General features: G+C 37.3%; 22 protein-coding genes. 9 read left to right on the plus strand and 13 right to left on the minus strand.

What is annotated here, in order from left to right:
* The first annotated feature begins 30 nt into the window (after positions 1–30).
* Positions 31–1464 (plus strand): sulfotransferase, encoded by a 1434-nt coding sequence (locus I6F66_RS09765; protein ID WP_197209175.1) that lies wholly within the window; start codon positions 31–33, stop codon positions 1462–1464.
* A gap of 165 nt (positions 1465–1629) precedes the next feature.
* On the opposite strand, the gene I6F66_RS09770 is transcribed toward I6F66_RS09765, so the two are convergent.
* The gene (locus I6F66_RS09770; protein ID WP_165741399.1) at positions 1630–2532 is read right to left on the minus strand and encodes an alpha/beta fold hydrolase; all 903 of its coding nucleotides are present in this window, start codon (positions 2530–2532) and stop codon (positions 1630–1632) included.
* 128 nt (positions 2533–2660) lie between these two features.
* Here I6F66_RS09770 and rlmF point away from each other — a divergent pair, with 128 nt between their 5' ends.
* Positions 2661–3593 carry a 23S rRNA (adenine(1618)-N(6))-methyltransferase RlmF gene (gene rlmF, locus I6F66_RS09775; RefSeq protein WP_197209176.1) on the plus strand — a complete coding sequence of 311 codons (933 nt, stop codon included), beginning with the start codon at positions 2661–2663 and terminating at the stop codon, positions 3591–3593.
* A gap of 40 nt (positions 3594–3633) precedes the next feature.
* Positions 3634–4638: a low-specificity L-threonine aldolase gene (gene ltaE, locus I6F66_RS09780; protein WP_197139315.1), complete on the plus strand. Its 1005-nt coding sequence runs from the start codon at positions 3634–3636 to the stop codon at positions 4636–4638.
* On the opposite strand, the gene I6F66_RS09785 is transcribed toward ltaE, so the two are convergent.
* The 7 genes from I6F66_RS09785 to I6F66_RS09815 all read right to left on the minus strand — a co-directional run bounded on the left by I6F66_RS09785 (position 4612) and on the right by I6F66_RS09815 (position 13630).
* A complete protein-coding gene (locus I6F66_RS09785; RefSeq protein ID WP_166377125.1) occupies positions 4612–5205 on the minus strand; it encodes a thymidine kinase in 594 nt (197 codons plus the stop codon). The two genes, ltaE and I6F66_RS09785, sit on opposite strands and share 27 nt — an antisense overlap.
* 53 nt (positions 5206–5258) lie before the next feature.
* Positions 5259–5729 (minus strand): methylated-DNA--[protein]-cysteine S-methyltransferase, encoded by a 471-nt coding sequence (locus I6F66_RS09790; RefSeq protein WP_197139314.1) that lies wholly within the window; start codon positions 5727–5729, stop codon positions 5259–5261.
* Positions 5729–7081, minus strand: a complete 1353-nt coding sequence (locus I6F66_RS09795) for a DNA-3-methyladenine glycosylase 2 family protein (RefSeq protein WP_197209177.1) — start codon at positions 7079–7081, stop codon at positions 5729–5731. The genes I6F66_RS09790 and I6F66_RS09795 overlap by 1 nt, the downstream gene beginning before the upstream one ends.
* A 75-nt stretch (positions 7082–7156) precedes the next feature.
* A complete protein-coding gene (locus I6F66_RS09800) occupies positions 7157–7768 on the minus strand; it encodes a superoxide dismutase (protein ID WP_197209178.1) in 612 nt (203 codons plus the stop codon).
* Between the two features lie 16 nt (positions 7769–7784).
* Entirely contained in the window at positions 7785–8291 is a 507-nt protein-coding gene (locus I6F66_RS09805) for a hypothetical protein (RefSeq protein ID WP_165740464.1), read from the minus strand.
* A gap of 80 nt (positions 8292–8371) precedes the next feature.
* Positions 8372–8854, minus strand: a complete 483-nt coding sequence (locus tag I6F66_RS09810; protein ID WP_165740462.1) for a GNAT family N-acetyltransferase — start codon at positions 8852–8854, stop codon at positions 8372–8374.
* A gap of 12 nt (positions 8855–8866) precedes the next feature.
* Positions 8867–13630: a PAS domain-containing protein gene (locus tag I6F66_RS09815; RefSeq protein ID WP_197139312.1), complete on the minus strand. Its 4764-nt coding sequence runs from the start codon at positions 13628–13630 to the stop codon at positions 8867–8869.
* A gap of 252 nt (positions 13631–13882) precedes the next feature.
* On the opposite strand from I6F66_RS09815, the gene I6F66_RS09820 reads away from it, so the two are divergent.
* From I6F66_RS09820 to bfr (I6F66_RS09840), 5 genes are all read left to right on the plus strand, one after another.
* Positions 13883–14758, plus strand: coding sequence for a cation diffusion facilitator family transporter (locus I6F66_RS09820; RefSeq protein ID WP_197209179.1), 876 nt, complete (start codon positions 13883–13885; stop codon positions 14756–14758).
* 57 nt (positions 14759–14815) lie between these two features.
* Complete coding sequence (locus I6F66_RS09825) at positions 14816–15886, plus strand: PepSY domain-containing protein (protein WP_197139311.1); 1071 nt, start codon at positions 14816–14818, stop codon at positions 15884–15886.
* A 72-nt stretch (positions 15887–15958) separates the two neighbouring features.
* A complete protein-coding gene (locus tag I6F66_RS09830) occupies positions 15959–18094 on the plus strand; it encodes a TonB-dependent receptor (protein WP_197209180.1) in 2136 nt (711 codons plus the stop codon).
* 462 nt (positions 18095–18556) lie between these two features.
* Positions 18557–19027 (plus strand): bacterioferritin, encoded by a 471-nt coding sequence (gene bfr, locus I6F66_RS09835; protein ID WP_002958985.1) that lies wholly within the window; start codon positions 18557–18559, stop codon positions 19025–19027.
* Positions 19028–19039: 12 nt separating this feature from the next.
* Positions 19040–19504, plus strand: a complete 465-nt coding sequence (gene bfr, locus I6F66_RS09840; protein WP_024593101.1) for a bacterioferritin — start codon at positions 19040–19042, stop codon at positions 19502–19504.
* Positions 19505–19569: 65 nt separating this feature from the next.
* On the opposite strand, the gene I6F66_RS09845 is transcribed toward bfr (I6F66_RS09840), so the two are convergent.
* The 5 genes from I6F66_RS09845 to I6F66_RS22765 all read right to left on the minus strand — a co-directional run bounded on the left by I6F66_RS09845 (position 19570) and on the right by I6F66_RS22765 (position 24441).
* Positions 19570–19764: a (2Fe-2S)-binding protein gene (locus I6F66_RS09845; RefSeq protein WP_002960627.1), complete on the minus strand. Its 195-nt coding sequence runs from the start codon at positions 19762–19764 to the stop codon at positions 19570–19572.
* Positions 19765–20276: 512 nt separating this feature from the next.
* Positions 20277–21278 carry a hypothetical protein gene (locus I6F66_RS09850; protein ID WP_197209181.1) on the minus strand — a complete coding sequence of 334 codons (1002 nt, stop codon included), beginning with the start codon at positions 21276–21278 and terminating at the stop codon, positions 20277–20279.
* Between the two features lie 163 nt (positions 21279–21441).
* Entirely contained in the window at positions 21442–21969 is a 528-nt protein-coding gene (locus tag I6F66_RS09855; RefSeq protein ID WP_197209182.1) for a hypothetical protein, read from the minus strand.
* 861 nt (positions 21970–22830) lie between these two features.
* Complete coding sequence (locus tag I6F66_RS09860) at positions 22831–23673, minus strand: hypothetical protein (RefSeq protein ID WP_197209183.1); 843 nt, start codon at positions 23671–23673, stop codon at positions 22831–22833.
* Positions 23674–24309: 636 nt separating this feature from the next.
* On the minus strand, positions 24310–24441 hold the full coding sequence (locus I6F66_RS22765) for a hypothetical protein (RefSeq protein ID WP_269435289.1): 132 nt from the start codon (positions 24439–24441) through the stop codon (positions 24310–24312).
* Between the two features lie 266 nt (positions 24442–24707).
* Between I6F66_RS22765 and I6F66_RS09865 the strand changes: the two genes are divergently transcribed.
* Positions 24708–24844: helix-turn-helix domain-containing protein (locus tag I6F66_RS09865; protein WP_197209075.1), on the plus strand; the 137-nt coding region annotated here is incomplete at its 3' end.

Consider the following 24844-nt stretch of genomic DNA (forward strand, 5'->3'; position numbering starts at 1 on the left):
AGTTAATAAAAATAATAATAATGTCTAACTATGTTACTTAATAAAGCCAACCAATTACTGCAACAAAATAAACTCAAAGAAGCTGAGTTTCATTTTAAAACGCTATTAAATAGTAATCCCGAAAATGGTGAAGCTTTATTTGGCTTAGGCAGAATTGCCCTACGATTAGAGCGTTATGACGTTGCCGTGTACTTACTCCAAAAAGCGTGTGAGCGCATGCCTCATATGCTTGAACCATTACATGCCCTTGCTGATGCATTGAACGGTGTTAATTCGCCAAACGATGCGTTAACGGTGCTCGAATACGCAAAAAAATTAGCAAGTCATAACCCAGAGCCTCATTATTACTTAGCACAGCACTATTTAACACATGGCGAGTTAGATAAAGCCCATACAACCTTTGCTCATGCACTCAGTATTGGGGTATACCCTGTAACAGCTTATATTTTATTTGAACTTGTGCAGTTAGGCCGGTTTGATAAAGAGCATAATTATGTAAGTAATTTGCACCACTTACTAACTCAAACGAGCAATTTACGTTTAAAAATGGTGTGTTACTACGCATTAGCAAACAGTTACGATGCACTTGAAGATACCGAGCAAGCATTTAATTATTTTATATTGGCAAATAAATTACAAAGAAAATTAAGTGAATTTAACACTAAAGATTTAATCCCTTTTTACGATGAAATAATAAAATACAACACCGAGGAATTTATTGCCTCTGCCGATAAAAAATTTACAGGTAATATTACACCTGTATTTATTATTGGTATGCCTCGTAGTGGCTCTACCCTCCTGGAGCAAATGTTGGCAAGCCATAGTCAGTTTTCGAGCCTAGGAGAAAGTACGAGTATTAGTAATAACGCGGTTGCTTTTATCGAGCAAAAAACGGGAGTTGCTTACCCGCAATGTTTAGCGCATTTAACGCCTGACTTAATCAAAAAAGCCCGCGAGCTTTATATCGCAACATTAAAAACAGCATCGCCCATCAGACCTTTTATAATAAATAAACTGCCGAGTAATTATCAGTCGCTCGGACTAATATATATCCTATTTCCAAATGCCAAATTTATAAACTTAAGTCGCAACTTTAATGCTACTGCGTTTTCTATTTTCACTAATTACTTTGCCGAAAACGAGCCTTATTTTTGCTCACTACCTGAGTTTAAGCTTTACCATAGTGTGTATGAAAAACTGATGAGCCATTGGTACTCCTTTAAAAGTATGCCAATTTATGATGTCAGTTACGAAGATTTAGTGAGCAACCCAAAAGAGCAGCTAACGCAGTTACTTGGTTTTTTAAACTGTCATTTTGAACAGCGTTGCTTAGCGTTTTATAAACAAAAAACACCGGTAACCACGTTGAGTAAACATGCTATTCGCCAACCTATTAATAACGCCGCAATCGCTAAGTGGGAGCGTTACAAAACACCGCTTTTAAAGTTACTTGATGAGAATTAATTAGGGCCTGTTTATCTTTCGAGGTTAAATTTGCAGTAGGCTGTTTGGTATTTAGGCAAGGCAGAGCCTATGTAGTGTGGTTGTTCCCCATAAATAGGCGATAACGTAGCATAAAGACCAAACATGCGCTGCCTTTTGGGTTCAACCCTGAAAGGTCAACAGGTCCTACAGATGTGCTTTAAACCAATTAAGTAAATCTTTAAATTGATCATCACGCGCACTTGGGTGGGTAAGCATATTAATATGATCGTAATCAAAATTATGCCCGTGTTTACGACCGTAAATTCGCATTTGTTGAATGCCAGGCCCTGATTCGTCCATAAACTTTTGAATATCGATTGGTTGCGCTAATGCTTTATCTTTTACCGCAGCAATATGAAGCGTTGGCGGTAAATGCAGGTTGTTTAGAGCTTTTGCATAATCAAAATTATCATCAGAATCTATCCATGGCTTCTTTTTAGCCCATTGCATACTTTGATAATGCGACTTTTGAGTTTCGTTATCGCTTCCCCACTTATAACCTTTAGCATTTAAATAGCCGTGTTTTTTAGCAAGTAAAGGTGCCATAAAATACCAAATTAAATTGGCTTGTAATAATTTTTGAGGATGGTTATTAAATAAAGAACGCTTAGAGCCAAAATACACACACGCTTTTACATCATTAATATACTCTGGAAAACGTGCAAACGCGCTGTTCATCAATACCCCGCCCCAAGAGTGAGCGACCCAGTAGTCAGGCTTCTTGCCTTCAATCAACTCTATTTGCTTAATAAAGGTAGGGATGTCTTCTAGGATAGACTCAGTTTGTCCATATTCGGACTCGCTCGAAATAATTGGCTTACTATCACCTCGTCCACGTAAATCAGCCACATAGCATCGGTACCCATGCTCAGCCAAAAAAGGGGCAAGCCCTTTATTAGAATGGGTGTAAAAAATTTTACCGTTTTCTACAGCTCCATGCATAAAAAATACGACAGGCCCTTGCTGATTATCATCGCTGATTCGACGTAAATGAAGTGTTTGGTGAGCGTCTAAATTGATAATTATTGATTGCTGAGAAATCGCCACAGTTATTCCTTTTTATTATTTTCAACTCATCCTACCAGCAATATTAAATATACCAAAGGAAATGTCTGCACTTTACTCATCAGCATTTGTTACAATCACCACATTATATCTGTTGTTAAAATGAAGCCATGAAAGAAAATAATACACGTTCAAAATTACATCCTCGTAACCTACATAAAAATGGATACGACTTCGATTTATTAACAACAGAGCACCCTGCTCTACTGCCTTTTGTTATAACCACACCTGCAGGCACTAAAAGCATTGATTTTAGTGACAACAAAGCGGTAAAAACACTTAATCAGGCGCTTTTAAAAGCACACTACAATATTAATTTTTGGGATATTCCTGAGCATAATTTATGCCCACCTATACCAGGGCGTGTTGACTACATTCATTACTTAGCCGATTTATTAAGTGACGATAATCAACAACAAATACCTTTAGGTAAGCAAATTAAAGTGCTTGATATTGGCACTGGCGCTAACTTAGTTTATCCACTTACGGGTACAAGTGAATATAAATGGCATTTTACAGGGACTGATATTGATGCAGCATCAGTAAAAATAGCAAAGCAAATTGCGCAGTTTAATAGTTTAAAAATAACCCTAAAACAACAAAAAAACGCATCACATATTTTTAAAGGCGTTGTAAATCAAAAAGATTTATTTCATTTAACACTTTGTAATCCTCCGTTTCATGCAAGTGAAGAAGAGGCAAGTAAAGGCAGTGAACGTAAATGGAAAAACCTAGGAAAAACACCCAGTAGCACGCTTAATTTTGGTGGTCATAATAATGAATTATGGTGTGAAGGCGGTGAAGTACAGTTTATCTCTAACATGATTAAAGAGAGCGAAGACTTTGCAGAGCAAGTACTGTGGTTTACGTCGTTAGTCTCTAAAAAAGATAATATTGCAGCCCTTGAAGAAGTATTAAAAGCCCACCCAATAGCACAATATAAAATAGTTGATATGGCACAAGGTCAAAAAATTAGCCGCTTTATTGCATGGAGCTACTTTGATAAAGAAACTCGTGAACAAATTTGTAGCGAGCTGGCTTAGTACCAATTTTATTTAAAACAATAAAAAGGATAAGGCAATCATGATAGATTTTCGCTCTGATACAGTTACAAAACCAACAAAAAAAATGCGCGATATTATGTACAGCGCACCGGTTGGTGACGATGTATACGGTGATGATGAAAGCGTTAACCAACTAGAAGCCTATGCGTGTAAGCGTTTTAACTTTAAAGCCGCACTTTATTGTAGCTCAGGAACACAAGCCAACTTACTTGCAATAATGGCGCATTGTGAGCGAGGTGACGAATATATTTGTGGCCAAAATGCGCATAACTATAAATTTGAAGGTGGCGGTGCAGCCGTTTTAGGATCTGTGCAACCACAGCCTATCGAAAACGAAGCTGATGGCAGCATCCCTTTTAGTAAAATAGCGGCGGCTATAAAACCAGACGATTGCCATTTTGCTAAAACTCGATTACTTAGCCTCGAAAACACCATTGGCGGCAAAGTGCTCCCGCTTGAATACCTAGCCCAAGCACGCGAATTTGTTAATACACATAATTTAGCGCTGCACTTAGACGGCGCACGTGCTTTTAATGCCGCTGTTGAGCTAAATGTTGATATAACTGACATTACAAAACATTTTGATTCAGTTTCTATTTGTTTATCTAAAGGTTTAGGTGCACCCGTTGGCTCTTTATTATTAGGTTCACCAGCACTTATTAATAAAGCAAGGCGATGGAGAAAAGTACTTGGTGGCGGTATGCGCCAAGCCGGAATGCTTGCAGCCGCTGGGCAGTACGCACTTGAGCACAATGTAAATCGCTTAAAAGACGATCATGCAAATGCACGCTATTTAGCGCAAAAATTAAGTGAGATAAGTGGTTTTACTGTTGATATGAGCAACACCACTAATATGGTTTATGCAACGTACACTAGCAGTATAAACATTGAAGAGGTTGCACAAGCGCTTAAACAACAAGGTATATTATTTAGCCCAAGCAAGCAGCTTAGGCTAGTAACGCATTTAGATATTACGCGCGAAGATATTGATACATTTTTAAATGCTTTGTCGGCCCATATTTAACGCGGCTTTATAATGTTTGCGGCATACCGAAACATATCGGTCATTGCCGCCAATTTCTACTTGGTTACCATCGGCTATTGCATCACCATTTTCATCGGTACGCAGTACATGGTTAGCTTTACGCCCGCAGTGGCATACAGTTTTAAGCTCAACTAACTTATCAGCCCACGCAAGCAAATATTGCGACCCTATAAATAACTCGCCTCTAAAGTCGTTACGCAAGCCATAACACAGTACCGGTATACCTAACTCATCAACCACATCGGTTAATTGCATTACTTGTTCTTTTGATAAAAACTGGCATTCATCAACTAATACACAATGGCGCTTTTTGTCGTTGTTAAGCGATTGAATAAGATCAAATACATCTTTACTAGCATCAAATACATGCGCGTCAGCTTGTAAACCTATACGAGACGATACTTTACCAACGCCTTGTCTATCATCAATGGCTGCAGTAAGGATGACAGGTTCCATGCCACGTTCTTTATAATTAAATGCAGATTGTAATAACGTGGTTGATTTACCTGCGTTCATTGCAGAGTAGTAAAAGTATAATTGAGCCATTGCGGTGCCATTTTATAAAAAGTGCGCTTATGCTACCTTAATATTAAATTAATTTACATTAATCCTTCGTGTTTCAGTAACCAACGTTTTCTATCAAGCCCACCAGCATAGCCCGTTAACTTTGCATTTGCGCCAATAATTCGGTGGCAAGGCACTATAATGCTAATCGGATTTTTACCATTCGCAGCACCTACTGCCCTCACTGCTTTTGGGTTATTGAGTTGGTTTGCAATATAGCCGTATGTTTGTGATTGCCCAAAAGGCACCGTTAATAGTGCTTGCCATACGCTTTGTTGAAATGCTGTACCGTTTGTATCAAGTGGTACATCAAAAGTAGTGCGTTTTTTTGCAAAGTACTCATTTAACTGCGCAGCACAAATAAGCACCGCCTTGTTAGCGACTTGCTCAAATGGCGTATGAGGGTGTTCAACTGGTGGATAAAACCCAACGTAACTCACGCCTTTCTCGGTCGCTTGAATAATTATGTCGTCTATAGGGCTCGAAATGGATGTTTGAATGATCATTATAATTGCTGCCAAAGTTGAAAAGTTAAGTAAGAGCGAAAAGGAGCGCTGTTAGCAGGTACGAAAGGGTTTGCCGCCGCTTGAGCTTTTTTAACACCTAAGTCGCCATCAAGTAATATATCGGGCTGGCTTTGCCCTCGCAACTTTGCATAATTTACTGTCCAAGGACCAATTCCCTTTAAGCTAAGCCACTCGTCTAAATCGTCGTTTTCGGAGTTTAAAGCACAAAACTGGGCTAAGTTATGCAGTGCATTTTTGCGCGCTTGTGGCATTTTAAAAAATGCAAAGTCACTATTAGCAACAATTTTAGCTGCGGGGAAGTAAATAACATCGCCCTCTTTTTCGCCTAATTCATCAACTAACTTTGTTACTAAATTATGCGCGGCAGTAACACTCACTTGTTGCCCAAGTACTGCCCTTATACCGGCTTCAAAGCTTGACCAAATCCCGGGAAGCCTGAGCCCTTCACACACTGTAAATGCGTTGTTTATATTGGCCCTTAAATGCATTTGAATTAAATTAATATCGGCATCTAAATCAAGCACACGACGTATATTATTTATAACCGATTGCAAATAAACCGTATTATCTATATCGATAGATACACTAAAATGGTTTTTACTCGCTATAAATTCAGCGGTAAAGCTTCCTTTATATTCCTCACTTGCAAAAGTGCGCCCGTAACTCGTTTGCGTTATCCACTCCATTGGTTTTATCAAACGCCTTTGTAAAAAGCTCTGCAAAGCAGGCCAATTATAAGGCGGCCTAAATGGTAGCGTTAAAGTGAGTGTTGATGTTGGTTTTTTATCGCCACTGCGCAGCTTTGAGGGAGCTATATTTAACTGCTGTAAAAAAGCATCATTAAAGCGCCTAATGCTTTTAAAGCCTGCGGAAAACGCTATTTCGGTAAGGGGTAAATGTGTTTCTTGAATCAGCTTTTTAGCAAAGTGACATTGGTTAAATAATCGATATTGCGTAATTGACACGCCAAAATACTGCTTAAACAACTGTCTTAAATAACGACTACTTACACCTAAACGAGCTGCTAATTTTTCGCAATCGTGCTCGTCATTTTGATCTATTAACTGTTTTGCTCTAAGTGCAGTCGTTTTTGTACCCTGCCATGCTGCGCTGCCTGGGGCACTATCGGGTCTGCATCGTATACAGGGTCTAAAACCATCTTGCGCCGCGTTATGAGCAAACTGATAATAAGCAACGTTTTTTTCGTGAGCCGTTGGCGCAGGGCAAATAGGTCTGCAATAAATACCGGTACTTTTTACCGCTACGTAAAAAAGCCCGTCAAAACGAGGATCGCGACTCTGACGTGCTTTTTGCCAATGTGAAGTGTCCATAAACGGCTCTATAAATTAAACCTTATAGAGCCTAGCTTATACAAAAAAAACTGTATTACTAGCCATATTCGGCACTCAACCAATAGCCAATAAATAACGCCTTTGTACTTCTTTCCAATTAATTACATTATAAAATGCAGCAATATAATCAGGACGTTTATTTTGATACTTCAAATAATAGGCATGCTCCCATACATCAAGTCCCAAAATAGGGATATTTCCCTGCATTAAAGGGCAATCTTGATTAGCACTATTTTCTACAATCAACTTTTCATCCGGCGTTACACATAACCACGCCCAACCACTACCAAATTGGCTAATTGCCGCGGCTGTAAATTGGTCTTTAAATCTATCAAAACTGCCTAGTTGCTCATTAATAACCTGAGCCACAATACCTTCAGGTTCACCTCCTCCTTGTGGGCTCATTATCTGCCAAAATAAGCTGTGATTAAAATGCCCTCCTACATGCTCTTGTACTGCTTTTTGCAAATTACTAGGCAGGCTGTTTATTCCCTTAAGTAATTTTTCAGCATTTGCTTTAGCATATACAGTATCTGCTAAAGCAGCATTGGCTTTATTGATATACGTTTGATGATGCAATGTGTGGTGAATATGCATAGTTTTGCTGTCTAAATGAGGCTCAAGCGCATCGTATTCATAATTAAGTGCTGGCAAGGTAAACGCCATAAATTACTCCTTTATTTTAATGTAGCAGGCTGTTTGTTGAGTCTTTAGAGCATAAGCAAAAATTCACTTGCTCAATCAGTTCTGGAAAAGAAGGATAACGCTGTGCAAATGATACAAGTTCAGAGGAAGTTTTAATGTAATGATGCTTACTCACTTTTTGTATATCGTAATGAGTATGCTTAATTAATGAAGAGAGTGTTAAGTGTACTTCGCATAACCATTTACATGCATTTTCAGGCTGTTGCATAGCAATATAGGTATCAGCTAAATTATGTGAAGCAACAACAAGTGCGGGTATACAATGCTCAATAGCATGAATGGCATTATTATTAATCTGAGCGTATAAAAACTGCTGAAGGAGATGATCTGCGAGTGTTTTGGCTAATAAGTATTTATCGCGTGCTTCGAGTAAAGCACCTTGTTCAAATGCATAATTACCTTGCATTATGTTCGACTGCCAAGGGCTTAATGCTTGTTCAAGATAGAGTAGATCTGGCTGGGGCTGTTTTTGACTTGAGATCATATAATCATCTGCACATTTAATTATTGAGTGTGTATTTAACTTACACACCCAACAACGCAAATGCAAATGATTTTCATTAACTATTTAGCGAAATCTAATAATTCCTGCCCTGTTAAGCGATATATAATCCATTCGTTTTGTGGCTTTGCACCAATGCTATTGTAAAAATCGATAGCGGGTTTATTCCAATCAAGGACCACCCATTCAAAACGGCCACAGTTATTACTAATCGCATTATTAGCTAAGTGCTTCATAATGGCTTTGCCTGCACCATTGCCACGACTATCAGGGCTTACATATAAATCTTCTAGGTACAGGCCATTTTTACCTAACCAGGTAGAGTAATTATAAAAATATACTGCAAAACCAATTGGCTCATCGCCTTCTAAACAAATTATGCTGTGCGCGGTTGATCCTTCGCTAAACAAAGTATCTAGAATTGCTTGTTCATCTGTTTTTACCGCATCAGGTTCTTTTTCGTATATGGCAAGTTCGGTAATAAAGTGCAAAATTGTTTTTGCGTCACTTGGTTTTGCATCACGTATTATAACGGGTTTACTCATTGTATTTTGACCTTAAATATACAGCTCTAATTTATCTTTTAAAATATCTAATTGAATAGGTTTACTCAAGTAATCATCCATTCCAGCAGTTATACAGCGCTCTTTATCGGAGTCCATTGCATTAGCAGTGATGGCAATAATTTTTATATTTTTGTGCTGCTCACCCGCGACCCCTTCGCGTATAGCTGCAGTTGCCCCAAAGCCATCCAAAACTGGCATTTGGCAATCCATAAGTACAAGCTTAAAGAATCCTGAATCATGCGCTTTTAATATATCAATTGCCAATTGACCATTCCCGGCAATCGTAACGTCACAATTAAGCTTTTTGAGCATTAATTTAGCCACCTGTTGGTTAATGGGATTATCTTCTACAAGTAGTATTTGGGCAGATTCCTGCACCTTTTCTTTTTTAAGTGACGAAATATAGCCTGACGTAACAAGTGGAAGTGTCTCGCCTGCATCATTACTCGTTATAACCGACAGTGCAGAAATTAAATCGGCAGTGGTTACTGGTTTAGGAAAATATGCCTGAAAGCCAGCGTCAGAATAACGCTGAGCGCCTTCCATACCAGCAATACTAGTCATCATTACAAGTGGCATTGATTTATAATGTGCATGTGCTTTTAGTGCTTTACAAAGCTCTATGCCGTCCATTCCTGGCATTTGCATATCAAGCACTGCAATATCGTACATACAATTTTTGCTTTCATATTGCTGCGCGCACATATCAAGTGCTTGATGTGCATCGCATGCAAGCGCAACCTTAGCGCCCCAATGCTCAAGCTGTTGTAAAATTACTATCCGATTTGTTTCGTTATCATCAACAACTAAAACCGTTAACTCTTTCATATTAATATTAGGAATATAACGCTCTTTTTGATCGCCAGGGGTCAGCATTATAGTGGCAGTAAAGGTACTTCCTTCGCCGGCTTCACTACTAAGAGAAATTGCCCCACCCATTAGCTCACAAAGCTGCTTACAAATAGCCAGCCCTAAGCCACTGCCCCCGTATTCACGCGTTGTTGATGCATCTACTTGAGAAAACGGAGTAAATAATTGCTGCTGTTTTTCTAAACTGATCCCTATACCTGAGTCTTTTATACTGACAATAAATTCTAAGCCTTGAGCCACTTTATTAACTTTCGCACTTACAACAACCTCGCCTTTACTCGTAAACTTAACGGCGTTACTTAGTAAATTAGTAAGTACTTGGCGAATTCGCCCAGGATCACCGCATAACTGCGAAGGTTCAAGTGCAACCAAATCTAAAATTATTTCAATCCCTTTGTCTTGAGCTGTAAATGCTTGCGCGGCAGCAACTTCACCAATTAAATCGCGGGCATTAAAGTTAATTTCTTCAAGCTCAATTTTACCCGCTTCAGCTTTAGAAAAATCTAAAATATCGTTAATGACACCCAATAAAGAATGTGCACTTGTTTTGGCTATATCGACTTTAGTTTCTATTGGTTTAGGTAATGACTCTAATTGAACAAGCTCTAACATACCAAGTACACCATTCATTGGCGTTCTTATTTCGTGACTCATCGTTGCTAAAAATTGGCTCTTAGCAATAGCTGCATCCTCTGCTTTTACAAGCGCAATTTTAAGCTCTTCACTAATTACTTTTCGTTTTTGAGAAACCAACGTACTGCCCACTAAAGTAGCTAATGATCGAAGATAGGTTTCTTCACTTTGCGTCCAATAGTGGTGCTCGCCAACAGTTTCAGCACATAAAACACCTAAATTACCATCGCCTGTTGCTATAACAGCATCAAGTATTGATTTAATATCGAGTGGTTTTGCATACGCTTCTATAAAATCAACAGTGGCCGGGTGAGTATAAACATCATCAATAGCCACTAAGTTTTGCTCATAAATGGCGTTATAATATGCAGGATAGTCTTTAGCAGTTAAAACAGCATCTGTATCTACAAACCCTTGCCCATCTATATATAAGCTATGACACGCCATTGCGTCTCGTTGTTCGTTAAAAATCCATACCGACGCACGTGCAATATTTAGCACTTCACACATAGATTTAACCGCTAGCTTTTTAACTTGCTCTACATCACTATTTTGTACTTCAGGTGCAACCGTAAGCGCGGCTAAGTTTTTGTTATATCTATTGGCTTTTTCGCTTTCAAGTTCAAGGCGTTTATGTGCATCGATACTTTGAAATGAGCCAAAAACACGCACACATTTACCATCTTTAAACTCTGTTTGCCCCATCGATTTAACCCAGCGTTCTTGCCCAGCATAGGTTAAAATAATAAGTTCAACACTCCAGCTTTCACCTAATGTTACTGCGCATTCAAACAAAGTATTTATAGTATCTCGGTGCACTCCTGGTTTATAAAAATCAATTGCGGTATCAATACTAGGCTCAAAACCCTCTGGTACTTCGTGGATAACTTTAACTTCATCAGACCAATAAAGCGTATGTGCTTCTAAGTCAATTTCCCATGCACCAATCTGCCCTTGCTTACTCATTGACTCTAGCAAGCTTTGCTGACGATTTATTTTTAATTGCGTATTGTATCGCTCTGTAATATCTAAAATAAATCCATCTAAATACAAAACGTTACCAGTTTCATCGTAAATCGCTTGGCCTTTTTCATTTACCCAATGCAAAGAGCCATCGCGAGCTGTAATTCTATACTCAACAGACCATGACTGCTTAGCACTGGCACAGCGTAAAATTTCAGCTTTTATTTTTTTAGAATCGTCTTCGCATATTAAATCAAAAAAGCTTAGAGCATCATTGCCTATCAACTCATCAGGTGAATAGCCTGTTATCTCACTTGCTTGCTCACTCATATAAAGTGTGCTTAATTTATCATCAAATTTACACCGATAAATAATACCCGGTATATTTGATACCAAAGATGCAAATCTATCTCGGCTTCCTTGCAGTTCAAGTTCAGTTGCTTTTTTATCTGAGATATCTAAGTGAGTACCTATCATTCGCTTAGGCGAACCATCACTATTCCATTCAACCACTTTAGCTGTATCAAGCACCCACACCCAGTGGCCATTTTTATGCTTCATACGCGCTTCACTTTCGTAGTAATCTGTTTCACCAGCAAAGTGCGCTTTTAGCTTTAAGTCTGATTCAATTAAATCCTCTGGGTGAATAAATTTATACCAAGTTTGTATTGTACAAGGCTCTATTTCGCTGAGTTTATACCCTATAATTTCAGCCCAACGGTTATTTAAAACAGCTACGTTAGTATCAATATACCAATCCCAAATACCTACAGCAGTTGTATCTATCACTAACTGCAACTGTGTTTTATGCTGCTCAAGTTCTAGTTCTTGCAGTTTAAGAAATGTCATATCGGTACGAATAGCAATATAGCTTTGCGGTTTACCGCTTTCATCTAAAAATGGCGCAATGGTCGTATCTACCCAATAAAAACCACCATGCTTCGCTTTATTGCATATTTGCCCGTTCCATACATCTCCGCGTTTGAGGGTTTTATACATATTTTTAAAAAATTCTTTTTCGTGCTTTCCTGAATTTAAAATACGATGGTTTTGACCTATTAATTCATATTCATCATAGCCACTAATTTCGCAAAATTTCTTATTTACAAAAGTAATGGTGCCATGCAGATCAGTTACTGCAACAATGGCATGTTCATCTAATGCGCTTTTTTGCTCAGCTAATTGTTTTAATGCAATTTGAAGTGCAGAGCGTTGTTTTTGCAGTATGCTTTGCTGTTCTGCTTTTACGGCCACTAACTTACGCAGGCCTAATGAAAGCTGATTAAACTCTATGCTGTCGTTTATTATTGGCACTTTAACCACATCACCTTTGGTGATGTTTTCAACAATTTTAGCTAAGTTAATTAAAGGACGAGAAAGCCGACGACCAAACCACCACGACGACGTTAATATAAGTAGTAACGCCCCCATATTTGTTAATATAGCGAGCTGCTTATAATAATTAGACCCTTGCAATGCAACGTCTTTTGGTTTTGATACAAGTAATTGCCAACCAGATTCATTTAAAAACTCTAAAGAATTAATATACCCATATAAAGTGGCTTCATCTTTATTACTATAAGAAAAAACACGTTGTGTTGGTGAGCCATTCTGAGAGAAAAATAGTGGTTGGGCATCGTCTGTATTATTACTCTTTTGAATTTTATTATTGTGCATAACATAAAATGTTATGTCTTTATTAGCTGTGTGTATTTTACTTAGATTATTCAATAAGCCGTTTAAATTTATATCTGCGAGCAATATGGTTTGTAACTTATTTTCGCCATTTAATACCGGTAAACCAATAATATGATACTCACGCCCTGAGACAGTCATTGACTGAAATTGAATTTTTCCTGTATTTTTAATACCAGAACGAATGTCGTTAAAGCGTTGATCTTTAATAACATTAAAAAAGGGGGATGTGGGGAGTGAATTAACGAGGTCTACATCAATAAGCTCTACATTATTAACAAAGTCGTACTGCTCAACAAATTGACTGATTAATTTTTGCTTTTTAGCAGGGCTAATATCAAACTGTGTCCTGAGCAAATATAAGTCTTTAACATGGTCCGCAAACCAAATATCAGCAAATTGCTTACCTATATTATTGAGCTCGTTTAGTTCAGTGTCTGCATTTTGTTTAAGGGTGCGATTTACGTGTTCAAGACTAAACCACGTAAGTATACAAAGTGGCCCTAAGGCTATAATTATAAAGGTTATAATTAACTTACTTCGAACAGATTGTCCTTTACCTGTTAATTCACCAAAGTTTAAACCTTTGTCCATGCTTAATACCCAGCAGCTTTTAATCATTTAATATTACTTACATTAATGCACTAAATATATAAAGACGCAAGTTTTGAGCTGTAAACTCCTTAAAAAATCGACATTTAGCGTTACGATCTTAAATTCACGCATTCAAAAAAAGTACGTCTTTATTACTAACTTACAATTGCGTTCATTTACGCTATAACTCCTGTAGCTGTTTTAAATCACCCATGATATAAGCAATATTCAATCAAAGCATTTGAGAGCATTATGGCGCACGATCACTCACATAGTCATGTAGACGAAAACCAAAGCAATAAACAACTCACCGTCGCGGTTGTTATTAATGTATTGCTAACCGTAGCCCAAGTTATTGGCGGGATATTTTCGGGCAGTTTGTCACTTATAGCCGATGCCCTTCATAATTTAAGTGATGCTGCCGCTATATTTATAGCCTTGATTGCACGTAAAGTTGGTAATAAACCTGCTGACGGCACTCATCACTTTGGCTATAAACGCGCTGAAATACTCGCCACACTTTTTAATAGCTGTACATTAATATTAATTGGCGTGTATTTAATTTTTGAAGCCATTTCGAGCTATTTAAACCCTCAACCAATTAATGGCTGGATAGTTGTGTGGGTGGCAGCAATAGCATTGGTAATCGATTTAGCAACCGCATTTTTAACCTACCGAGCGGGTGCAAATCACAGTATAAATATAAAGGCGGCCTTTATTCATAACGTATCTGATGCAATGGCGTCTATTGTGGTAATTATTGCGGGCACCTTAATTATTTTATACCAATGGTACATTGTCGATTTAATTGCCACTGTACTTATTTCTATCTATGTAATTTATCATGGCATTTTACTATTAAAGCAAAGCTGCAAAATTTTAATGCAAGCAGCACCCAATAACATCGACACACATGCTATATCGAATGCTATTGGTAGTGAATTTAATATCGAATCGGTAGTTAGCATTAAGCTTTGGCAACTAGACGATAAAGAAAACTACTGCGAGCTTGTTATTAGCACTCAGCAAGCAATTGATTTGCTAACCTTAAAAAGCTTTTTACACGACAATTTTAATATCGAAAACTGCATAATAGAAATCCAACCAAATACACAACTATTTAATTGAAAACAGCTCGTATTATCATTTACAATGTTGCCATTAACTCATAATGAGATACCGTTTTTGAAACTTTGGTTACGTAGAATTCATTTAGGCCTTGCCCTTATTAGCGGACTATTTTTATTAATAGTGAGTTTAACCGGTGCTGTTATGATTTATGCAAAAGATATACAGCACCTAATAGAACCAAATAAATGGCTCGTAACGCCACAAACAAACTTAATGCCTTACGATGTACTTATACAAAATGTACAAGCTCAAACTAAGCAAAAAATCACCTTTTTTATGCCCGAACAAGCGCCAAACGCCGCATGGCAATTTAGGTTAGCCAATAAACACTACGCGAGTGTTAATCCCTACTCAGGGAGTGTACTAAACGTCTATGAATCAACCGACACGATTTATGGGTTTGCGATGGGATTACATCGCTGGCTGTTGTTTGAAAACAGTAAGGGTGAAAAAACCTTTAGAAATTGGATGTCGGTGTGTGCATTGCTACTTTTAATCAATGTATTACTCGGCTTTTATTTATGGGTAAAGCCCAAAAACAGAGTTAAACGTTTAGCCATAAAACCCAAAGCCAAATTTAGAGTGCTCATGTATCAATTACATACCGTACTGGGTGTTTACTTTTTTATACCGCTGGTACTTATTGCCTTCACTGGCATGGCATTTAATTGGAAAACACAAACTCAATCGGTATTAGAATTTGTAACGTTTAATAAAGTAGAACAAAGGCCTAAAGCACCGAAAATAATACAGCCCTCTCAGGCTACTTTAGACTATAACAAAGCAATTAAAAATGCAGAGAACGTATTTCCAGATGGCAAAGTATATAGAATTTATTTACCTAAAAAAGCCGACGAAGCAATAGCACTGAGAATGCAAAACCCTGGCGAAAGCCACGCTTACAGTTGGGTGTGGACCAACCCATTTACTGGTAAAGTATTAAACTCATTTGACGCCAGTAAAACTAACTTCACAACACAAGCATGGAACTTTAAGTATAAGTTTCACATTGGTGATTTTGCAGGTCCTATAGTGCAGTTTTTATGGTTATTAATAGCCCTTTCACTCGCGTTTTTTATTGTAAGCGGTGTGTATTTTTGGTTAAAACGCCATAAATGGAAATAAATCTCATTAACACTTGCGCCATTAGTTGATAATAATTACCATTACGGAAATTATTATCAACTAAGACACCCCATGTTAAAAACTTCGCTTTGCCTTATTGCTGTTGCAATAAGTGCTAACACGTTAGCAAATGAAAATAATAAAAATGAATACACTTCTGATCAGTTAGAGCACGTGATTGTATCTGGTAGCCGAATATCAGAAAGCATAGACGAAGTACCTGCCTCTATTACCGTTATTAATCAGCAACAAATACAACAGCATTTAAAAGTAAGCTCAGAACTGGGAAGTTTACTCGCGCAAATGGTTCCAGGACTTGCCCCAGATACAGGCAGTTCAAGCAATTCAGGACAAACACTCCGTGGCCGTGCGCCTTTAATAATGATTGATGGTGTACCGCAATCAACCCCTCTTCGTAATGGTTCTTTAGGTGTGAAAACGCTTGATGCAAGTGCCATAGCGCGCATTGAAGTCATAAAAGGCGCAACGTCTATTTATGGTAATGGTGCCTCAGGTGGCATTATTAACTACATAACAAAACAGGCTCGCAGTGATGGTAAGCCTGAAGGCGAAATAAGTATTTCAAGTCGCTTTAGTGCGGTTAAATTAGCAGAAAGTGGCGGCGGTAGAATATCGGCAGCAGTAAACGGTAAGCTCGATAAACTAAGCTATCTGTTAACAGCAAGCTATGAAGAAAACGGCGTACAACGCGATGCAGAAGGCGATATTTTAGGTTTACAATATGGTTTATCCGACTCTGAAACGCAAAACTATTTTACCAAACTAACTTATGATTTTGACGACGAAAAGCAACTGCAGTTTAGCTATAACTTTTACAGCTCACAGCAAAAAACTGATTTAGGCGATGTTACTGGCGATGGCAATATAGGGGAAAAAACATACGCTATACACGTCCCCTTAGCGCTTCAAAAACAAGGTAAACCGCAAGGCCCAGAAGGCAACGAAAATATAACCCTAAAATATGTTGATTACGCGTTGTTTGAAAACACACAAATGACCCTCGATCTGTATAAACAAAATATAGAAAACGTATTCTTTTTCTCAACCGCTTTAGCCAATCTTGATGAAGGTTATAGCGGTGGTCAATCGGTTATTAAATCAGATAAGCAAGGTGCAAGAGCTACATTTAATAGCCAGTTTGATTTTGAAAACGTAACAGCCACCCTAATCTACGGTATTGATGCCTTAAACGATAAAACATCCCAACCTTTAGTAGATGGCCGTGTGTGGGTGCCAGAAATGGACATGGAAAGTGTGGCTGGCTTTTTACAAACCAAATGGGTAATAAGCGACGACATTATTGTAAAAGCGGGTGTAAGAAACGAAAGCATTGATTTGAGCGTAAGAGACTACCAAACGCTAAAACTTTGCAAAACCGCATCGCAATGTTCAGTACCATTAAATGTGCGTGGCGACACCATTAATTACGATGCAACAACCTATAATGCCGGTATTAAATATAACTTAACCGATGTCTTTAGCCCGTTTTTTAGTTACTCACAGGGCTCTGATATTTCTGATATAGGTCGCTTACTTCGCGCAGCAACCGTCGACGATATTGCGCTAATTCAAACCCAAGCTTCAATAATCGATAATTACGAAGTTGGTTTTACTTCACAGTTTGAAAACGTGCGTTTTGAATTTGCTCTTTACAGAAGTACCTCAGAGCTTGGTACAAGTAATGAGTATAATGAAACAACGGGTGTTTACGAACCTGTACGCGCACCACAAGAAATATGGGGTTACGAAGGGTTAGTTAATTACACTATTACCGAAGACCTTAAATTAAGCGCAACTTATAGCTATGTTGAAGGTAAAAACACTGAAGCTGATGAGTACTTAGGGGCAGCTCAAATTAGTCCACCTAAAGCCACTGCTAATTTAACGTGGCAAACAAATGACGAACTATCACTTGCAATGAGCTTTTTATATGTAGGCGACAGAAAGCGTTTTGATAAAAATGCGCAAGGCCAATACTCTGGCGATCAGGGCCCCGTTAGTAGCTACAACACATTTAACTTAAGTGGCCAATACAATGTTAACGCCAGGTGGAGTGGGTATTTTGGGATAGAAAACCTGTTCAATAGTGATTACTACCCTGCCCGCGCACAGGCTTACACCTACGGTGGATATAACATTAAAGGATTAGGCACAACGGCAACGCTGGGGGCTAAATATCAATTTTAATGAATGAATAAACACTATAGGCATGCCCTGCATGCCTATATACTTAACCTGAGCTCTGGTTAAGAGATTTACTGACCTATTGAATCATGGAGATATTTAAATTGATTTTCTCTAGCCAGAGATTCTCAGTGAAAACAAGGCGACTTTACGCGTCAATAGCTAGCCTATTGCAAGTAAATTCAACGCAGTTAGCACTGATAATAACTGCTGGAGATAGATTTATTATTCAGAGTTCAGGTTAATTAACAAAACCACATAAATAAACGTCTCGCTTTTACCTATCAATCATGACCTTATATAAGATGCTAATACAAATAAAAAACTGTCCATAAACCAAGCAGTAACGCAAACTTAAATAAGAATCAAAACCAATAGTAACGCAATGATTTTTATAGAGAAAACTTGCAATATAGGCTATTTGTACTACACTGCATGCAATTGAAATAGTTAAGGCGATTTATCATGAAAGGTAATCAAAAAGTAATCGATGCGTTTAATACATTGTTAGCTAACGAATTAGCAGCAATCGATCAGTATTTTATACACTCGCGCATGTATGACGACTGGGGTTTAAACAAGCTATACGAGCGCCTTAACCACGAAATGGAAGAAGAAAAAGATCACGCAGACTGGCTTATTAAGCGCATCTTGTTTTTAGAAGGTGTACCAAATATGACTAAGCGCCGTGATTTACTTATCGGTAACGATGTAAAAAGCATGATGCAAAACGATTTAACACTAGAGCTTGAAGTAGTTGCGTGTGTTAAAGATGTAATCGCAATATGTGAAGAACAACAAGATTATCAATCTCGTAGCATTTTAGAAAAACTGTTATTTGATACCGAAGAAGACCATGTTTACTGGTTAGAGCAGCAACTTGGCTTAATTGATAAGATTGGTTCTGAAAACTATCATCAAGCACAAATGGCTTAGTAGGAGCATATTATGAAAGGCGATAAAGACGTTATTGCAGCGCTTAATAAAGTACTCGCTAATGAGCTTGTTGGTATTAACCAATACTTTTTACATGCACGCATGTTTAAAGATTTTGGTTTCACTCAACTAGACAAAGCAGATTACAAAGTATCAATTCAAAAAATGAAAAACGCCGATCGTTTAATCGAACGTATTTTGTTTTTAGAAGGCTTACCAAATCTTCAAGACTTAGGCCGATTACGTATTGGTGAAAACAGCGAAGAAATGATTGCAGCTAATATGAGTTTTGAACTTGATACTATTGGCGAGTTGCAAAGCGCAGTAAAACTGGCTGAAAGCAAAAAAGATTACATTACCCGCGAAGCCCTTGATCACATTTTAAATGAGCAAGAAGAGCAAATTGACTGGTTAGAAACTCAACAATTGCTTATTAAAAATACGGGTATTAAAAACTACTTGCAGTCTCAACTGTAAATAGTAACAAGCATAAAAAAAGCAGCTAAAAAGCTGCTTTTTTTATATCTAAATTTTATATGTAATTAAGCAACTTGATCCGTTACATCCGCAATCTGGATAAGTCTGCGATTAAGGATCTTTTTAGTACAACCACAACACTTACCGCATTGGCTGCCTACTTTAAGCTCTTTAGTTAATTCACGCATGGTCGTTGCACCATCGTCAATTGTTTGCTCAATTTTTTTATCAGTCACACCGTGACATAGACAAATATACATGAATACAAACCACTCTCAATTTCATTTAGTGCGTACATACTAATCTAAACGAAAATGGTTATCAATTGTTATTTAACTAATATGTATTATTTTAAACTTTTTTTGGCCAGCGCCACTTAAGTCGAGAATTCGCGGCAGCTTGAGAATAGTTTTAATTTTAAGCAAGGTGTGGCACTCAGATTGAGATTTATTAAATAGAGTCCACCTTAAATCTAAGTAAGATTAGGTTTAGGTAAATATCTGAATGGTTGAGAATTAATTACTTTAGGCTTTAAAAAACTCAATGTATAAATACGGAATTTATGGATGGGTGATTTCCGGTTTGTGCCATGAGCGGACATTGGTCATCTATACAATGTACATTGCATGACGCGACCCCTGCGGATTTAGAAATATGAATAAGTCTTAAATTAAACTTTAAGATTTGTTTAACAGATCTCAATCAAATCTAACTGTCGTATATGCGCCAGAAGCTAATCTTCAACGCCAACATATGTGGCATGATGTTCTTGCTATATGAAGTTGCAATGCTTCTCGATGAACTCTTGCGGATTACACACGACGGTCGAACAATCAACGTATGCGAAACACGCTTTAGCCTTTTTGACAAAGTTTATGTCACCTGAAATCAAAAAGCTTGCCCCCAAAGCTGACACTGCATGTTGCATATCATTATTTGAAGCATTGAAACGATCTTTACCCTTTTTGGTTCTGGTAAAATCATCAGCGTGATAACCAGCCCAATTCATTAGACTATATGCACGTGCAACGGTATTTTGCGGTGTGTCCTCAAAGTAATCTGCAAAATCAAAACTATTATTTTCCAATTTAAATGTTGCTTCAATAGCATTTACCACATCCTTGATCTCAATACTTTTTACTTCCAATGCTTTAATGCTCGGCATCTTTCTAAATTGTTGAGGCCCTAATTGTTGCTCACTAGCAATATTAGGCGCTTGCAACGAAGACAATTTTGTTCTCAACTCATCCAGTTGACTATGCATATTTACGAAATAGCTTCTTAACGGTTCATCAAGTTTTTCGAGGTCAATCGAATCCAATTGCGATTCACAATTAGAAATTAAAGTGCCCAAGTTCACCTTTAACTTCTCGTTGATTTCGGAAAAGCTTTCATCAATCGGCAGCCCCGAAATTTTACGAGAAGATAACTGGCTAACCTCCATTAGACTAGTAATACCGAGGTCTGCATTTGATTTTTTGTTTTCTAGGTGTGCGTACCATATATTATCTGGCTCTTGGTTGCTAAGTGTATGTTGTAATGGCTCAATATATTTAGCATCTAATTCAGCTAGAATATCGATATGTTCTTGGCGATATTCAGCCTTTGGAATTTGCAAAATTTCATCAAGAGTAACATGAGAATAAACGACCGTTATTTGTTCAGATTTGAGAGCATGTTTAAGTAGTCTGAATAAGTCGTTTGGAGACTCATCTATTTTACGTTGACGTAAATCACTCAATGTATTTTGATCTAAATAGATCACGAAACCCATTGACCACCTCCATTTATACAGCAGCTATTGAACACCATTTTTGTGGTTCATAACACATCAAAACGAAATAACTATAACTTTTTTAGTGTCTGTTTTTCGTTCACAGCCGATCTTCGCAAAAGTGCCAATTGCGGACGGTCGTAACCTTAGACTCTTGTTATGTTTAAATTTTAGTTTTCTGCATAAGCGATATACAAATTTCGCGAAAATGCTCCGAGCTAACTTCTACGTGCTTACGGGATTGCTTGTAGCTAGATTCTACATCACTTGTTCTTCTAGCCATTTCACCACTAATTGCATCCCAAATTATTGGCATTTTGTTGATACTATAGTCTTCTTTCTTAAAATCCATATTTGGAAAGTATAAGCCTTGAAGCATCTCCATTTTAATTAGTGAATCAACGAGTTGAGAATAAATTACAGGGTCGTTATCATAATAACCGCTTTCCCTTTTATACTTCATAAGTTGAATATCAGTAATCAGTTCATCACATGCTTTTGTATAACTGATTGATGCTTCATAAAATTCTTCTATTTTTTCACAAACGATTTTTTTCCTTTCACGCTTATTTGCAAAATATTGATTAGCTAAGAGCACAAGTATCGCAATCACAACAGAAATAATAATTGCTAGAAATCTTACCCAATTTTCAGGAGAGTTTATTACAGTGGTTATTGTATCGGGTTCCATAAATACCTTTTAAACATAACACCTTGCTAACAGGCGTAAAATGCTTGGCTATAATTAGCGACGAAGGAGCGCAAGCCAAGCATCTTACGTCCTTTTGAGCAACTTGTTAGGTTTGAGCGCACAACAGCGGGCAAACAAAAAACTGTTTTAATTTAGGCTCCGCATTCTGCATGATAGCATTGGCACTATAACAACCAAAACACAACAAATAATTTTACATACCAAAATACATTTGCTAAGATATTGATTCGAGTGGGCTTTACTCGACTCCCGAGGCTCAAGTTGTAGAGTCGGTGCCCCTGCAGGAGGGGACTTCTGTTTTAAAATATTCAAAACAGGAAATTTCTCGTTATCAATGTAATCCTAAAACGTGTGAAATAAAACATAGTACTTTTATCACTTATAAGGAGGTTCATATGGATAAAGAAAATGTAATAATGAATAAGCAAAGCCTTTTAGACTTAGGCACATTCAGAAAAATTGTATTAACACTAATGATCATATCAACTGTTATTATTAATTTTGATTACATTCGAGATTCGGGTAAAGCCTACTTACTTCTTATATAGTTATCACTTCTCCACCCTCTTTCCCTACTTTACCGCGAAAAATCTTTATTTTATGCACATACATCAATAGAAAATAGTGTAAGCTATTGCCAGCTATAAATATTATCCTTACTGTAGCTTATATAAACATGTAGAAAAGGAAAGTTTCCTCTTATTTTTAATTAGTTAATGAGGACTCACCTCAATGGCCGGCTATCACTCTTAGCCGAACCTCGTAAAAGTTCCATGAACGGACATTGGTAACGTTTCAATGACGGGCGCAGGCGCGCTGGGTTTATTATCTTGTTAGTTTTTAATTGCTGAGAAATAAATGAGTTAAATCTAGCGTTATTCTTATTTTAGAAACATCCAACTCGAGTTGTTCGAACCATTTGTCATATAACTCACTACACTCATTAAACATTTTCCTTAATTCTGCATCTTCTGCATCTATTATTGCTTCATGGCTTTCAGCTGAGTTTCCACGCCCATGATTATTCATATCCGCTAGGAGACCACTGATACTTGCGTTTGAAAAAACTGTTGAAGACTTTTTAAATAGCTGATTAGTTAATACCGCTAATTCATTTGAAATTAACATTGGACTATTTCTGCTTTTATCATTTATCTTTTTAATGGCGTCTGTAAATGGTCGAGGATCGTCATCTTGAAAGTTTAGATATACAGCATTATCTACGATTGAATCATCAATTTCTCTTTTCAATAATAGTAAATCTTCGTAGACGGTAATTCGCTTATCAAAAAGGTTTTGGTACTTCTCTTTTGATATTGATGTGTATGTTTCATGCTTTAGAAACCTTGACTGAAGATCACTCTTTAATTTCTCGATAAGACTTTCTTGTTCCATTCTCTGAACTTGAATTTGAAAAGTATATTCTTGCTTTAAGCCTTCTAAACTTGAGGTGTTTTCTGCTTTAATATTTTCTAGGCGAAGCAGGAAATTATCTTTAATTTCTTGTAATTCTTTAGAGTGTTTAGCTTTTAATTCCTCATGAGTTCCCTTAAATTTTGCTAAGTCACCATTAATAATCCTTTTAGAATTAACATTTCCAATAAAGGTAGCTAATGCAAGCAAGAGAACAGAAGTTCCTCCTAAAGGTAAAAGCACTAAGTTAATGATTTCACTAATGTCCAAAATACACCTCTATTTGAATAAAAACTAACAGCTATCAGAGGAAACTTTCCCTATTTTAGCGCGAAAACGTCCTTATTTTGTAAACTTATATTAATAGCAAATAGTGTAAGTTATTGCCAGCTATAAATATTATGCTTTCTGTAACTTATATAAACATGTAAAAAAGAGGGAAATGTTCTCTTATTTTTACTAAATTAATGACGACTCAGCTGAATGACTGGTTTTCGCTCTTTTGCCAAAATTCGGCTCAGTGCCAACAGCAGACATTGAGGATTCTTAATGTATGAAGTCAAAATTTGAGATTAAAAGTAATTTGAATAAAAAGTTCAAGAGAATACAGCAGCCTGCTTGATCGAAATTTCCTAATGGGTACCCACTTTCATTAGTTAACTTCAGACACATTGAGTCCTTTCAAGGTTATAATTCGCTGAGCTTTTTCTAGCATTAAAAATGAGCTCATTTAAACTAGCAAGTAAAATCCCATATATGGTTAAAATATGAAATTGCTCATCCGTAAGGCAAGCTTTAAATAGTTGAATACACTTATCTCAATACTGTTCGCTAACAAATAGCGCTATCCATGTTATTTCATAAGCACTTTGCCTAATCAATTCCAAGCTAGCTGAAACTTCTTATTTACGCATCACCTGCAGCAAAACGTACCTCAGGTAGTGCATCATCTTTTGCCTCACTTACGATCCGTTTTAAGTCTTCATACCTATCATCTGATAGCTTCGTACCTTTTATAATTTCAATTGATAACTTCACACATTCAGATCTAAGTAGTGATATATTAACTTTCTTATCTTCTGTATGTGATGCGAGGCTATAGTTCGTACTATCAAAGACTCTGGGGATACAATCAATTAATGTTTCAATATCGGTTTGACTCAAAAAATTATCGCTAAACATTTCTCTTGCTACCCATATCAAACTTGGCAAAGCAGATGTTCTATTTGTAGTGGTACAGTGATTTTGGCCACCCATTAAGAAAGAAATGTTATGCTAATAAGCATACAAATTTGGGTGAAAAAATGACGAAATTAAAACGCGCAACGTATTCTGCAGCAATAAAATTAGAAACAGCTCAGCTTGTAGTTGACCAAAGTTATACTCAAGAAGAAGCAGCCAAAGCGATGGGGGTGGGTAAATCAACCGTCAGTAAGTGGGT

The sequence above is a fragment of the Pseudoalteromonas sp. NZS100_1 genome, assembly GCF_015864285.1.
Classification (GTDB): Bacteria; Pseudomonadota; Gammaproteobacteria; order Enterobacterales; family Alteromonadaceae; genus Pseudoalteromonas; species Pseudoalteromonas arctica.

Coding starts and splice junctions, on each gene's coding strand:
- I6F66_RS09845 (WP_002960627.1), bottom strand. CDS start 19,764: ATGTATATTTGTCTATGTCACGGTGTGACTGATAAAAAAATTGAGCAA.
- bfr (WP_024593101.1), top strand. CDS start 19,040: ATGAAAGGCGATAAAGACGTTATTGCAGCGCTTAATAAAGTACTCGCT.
- ltaE (WP_197139315.1), top strand. CDS start 3,634: ATGATAGATTTTCGCTCTGATACAGTTACAAAACCAACAAAAAAAATG.
- I6F66_RS09810 (WP_165740462.1), bottom strand. CDS start 8,854: ATGAGTAAACCCGTTATAATACGTGATGCAAAACCAAGTGACGCAAAA.
- I6F66_RS09820 (WP_197209179.1), top strand. CDS start 13,883: ATGGCGCACGATCACTCACATAGTCATGTAGACGAAAACCAAAGCAAT.
- I6F66_RS09850 (WP_197209181.1), bottom strand. CDS start 21,278: ATGGGTTTCGTGATCTATTTAGATCAAAATACATTGAGTGATTTACGT.
- I6F66_RS09785 (WP_166377125.1), bottom strand. CDS start 5,205: ATGGCTCAATTATACTTTTACTACTCTGCAATGAACGCAGGTAAATCA.
- bfr (WP_002958985.1), top strand. CDS start 18,557: ATGAAAGGTAATCAAAAAGTAATCGATGCGTTTAATACATTGTTAGCT.
- I6F66_RS09790 (WP_197139314.1), bottom strand. CDS start 5,729: ATGATCATTCAAACATCCATTTCGAGCCCTATAGACGACATAATTATT.
- I6F66_RS09815 (WP_197139312.1), bottom strand. CDS start 13,630: ATGGACAAAGGTTTAAACTTTGGTGAATTAACAGGTAAAGGACAATCT.
- I6F66_RS09800 (WP_197209178.1), bottom strand. CDS start 7,768: ATGGCGTTTACCTTGCCAGCACTTAATTATGAATACGATGCGCTTGAG.
- I6F66_RS09830 (WP_197209180.1), top strand. CDS start 15,959: ATGTTAAAAACTTCGCTTTGCCTTATTGCTGTTGCAATAAGTGCTAAC.
- I6F66_RS09855 (WP_197209182.1), bottom strand. CDS start 21,969: ATGGAACCCGATACAATAACCACTGTAATAAACTCTCCTGAAAATTGG.
- I6F66_RS09805 (WP_165740464.1), bottom strand. CDS start 8,291: ATGATCTCAAGTCAAAAACAGCCCCAGCCAGATCTACTCTATCTTGAA.
- I6F66_RS09765 (WP_197209175.1), top strand. CDS start 31: ATGTTACTTAATAAAGCCAACCAATTACTGCAACAAAATAAACTCAAA.
- I6F66_RS09795 (WP_197209177.1), bottom strand. CDS start 7,081: ATGGACACTTCACATTGGCAAAAAGCACGTCAGAGTCGCGATCCTCGT.
- rlmF (WP_197209176.1), top strand. CDS start 2,661: ATGAAAGAAAATAATACACGTTCAAAATTACATCCTCGTAACCTACAT.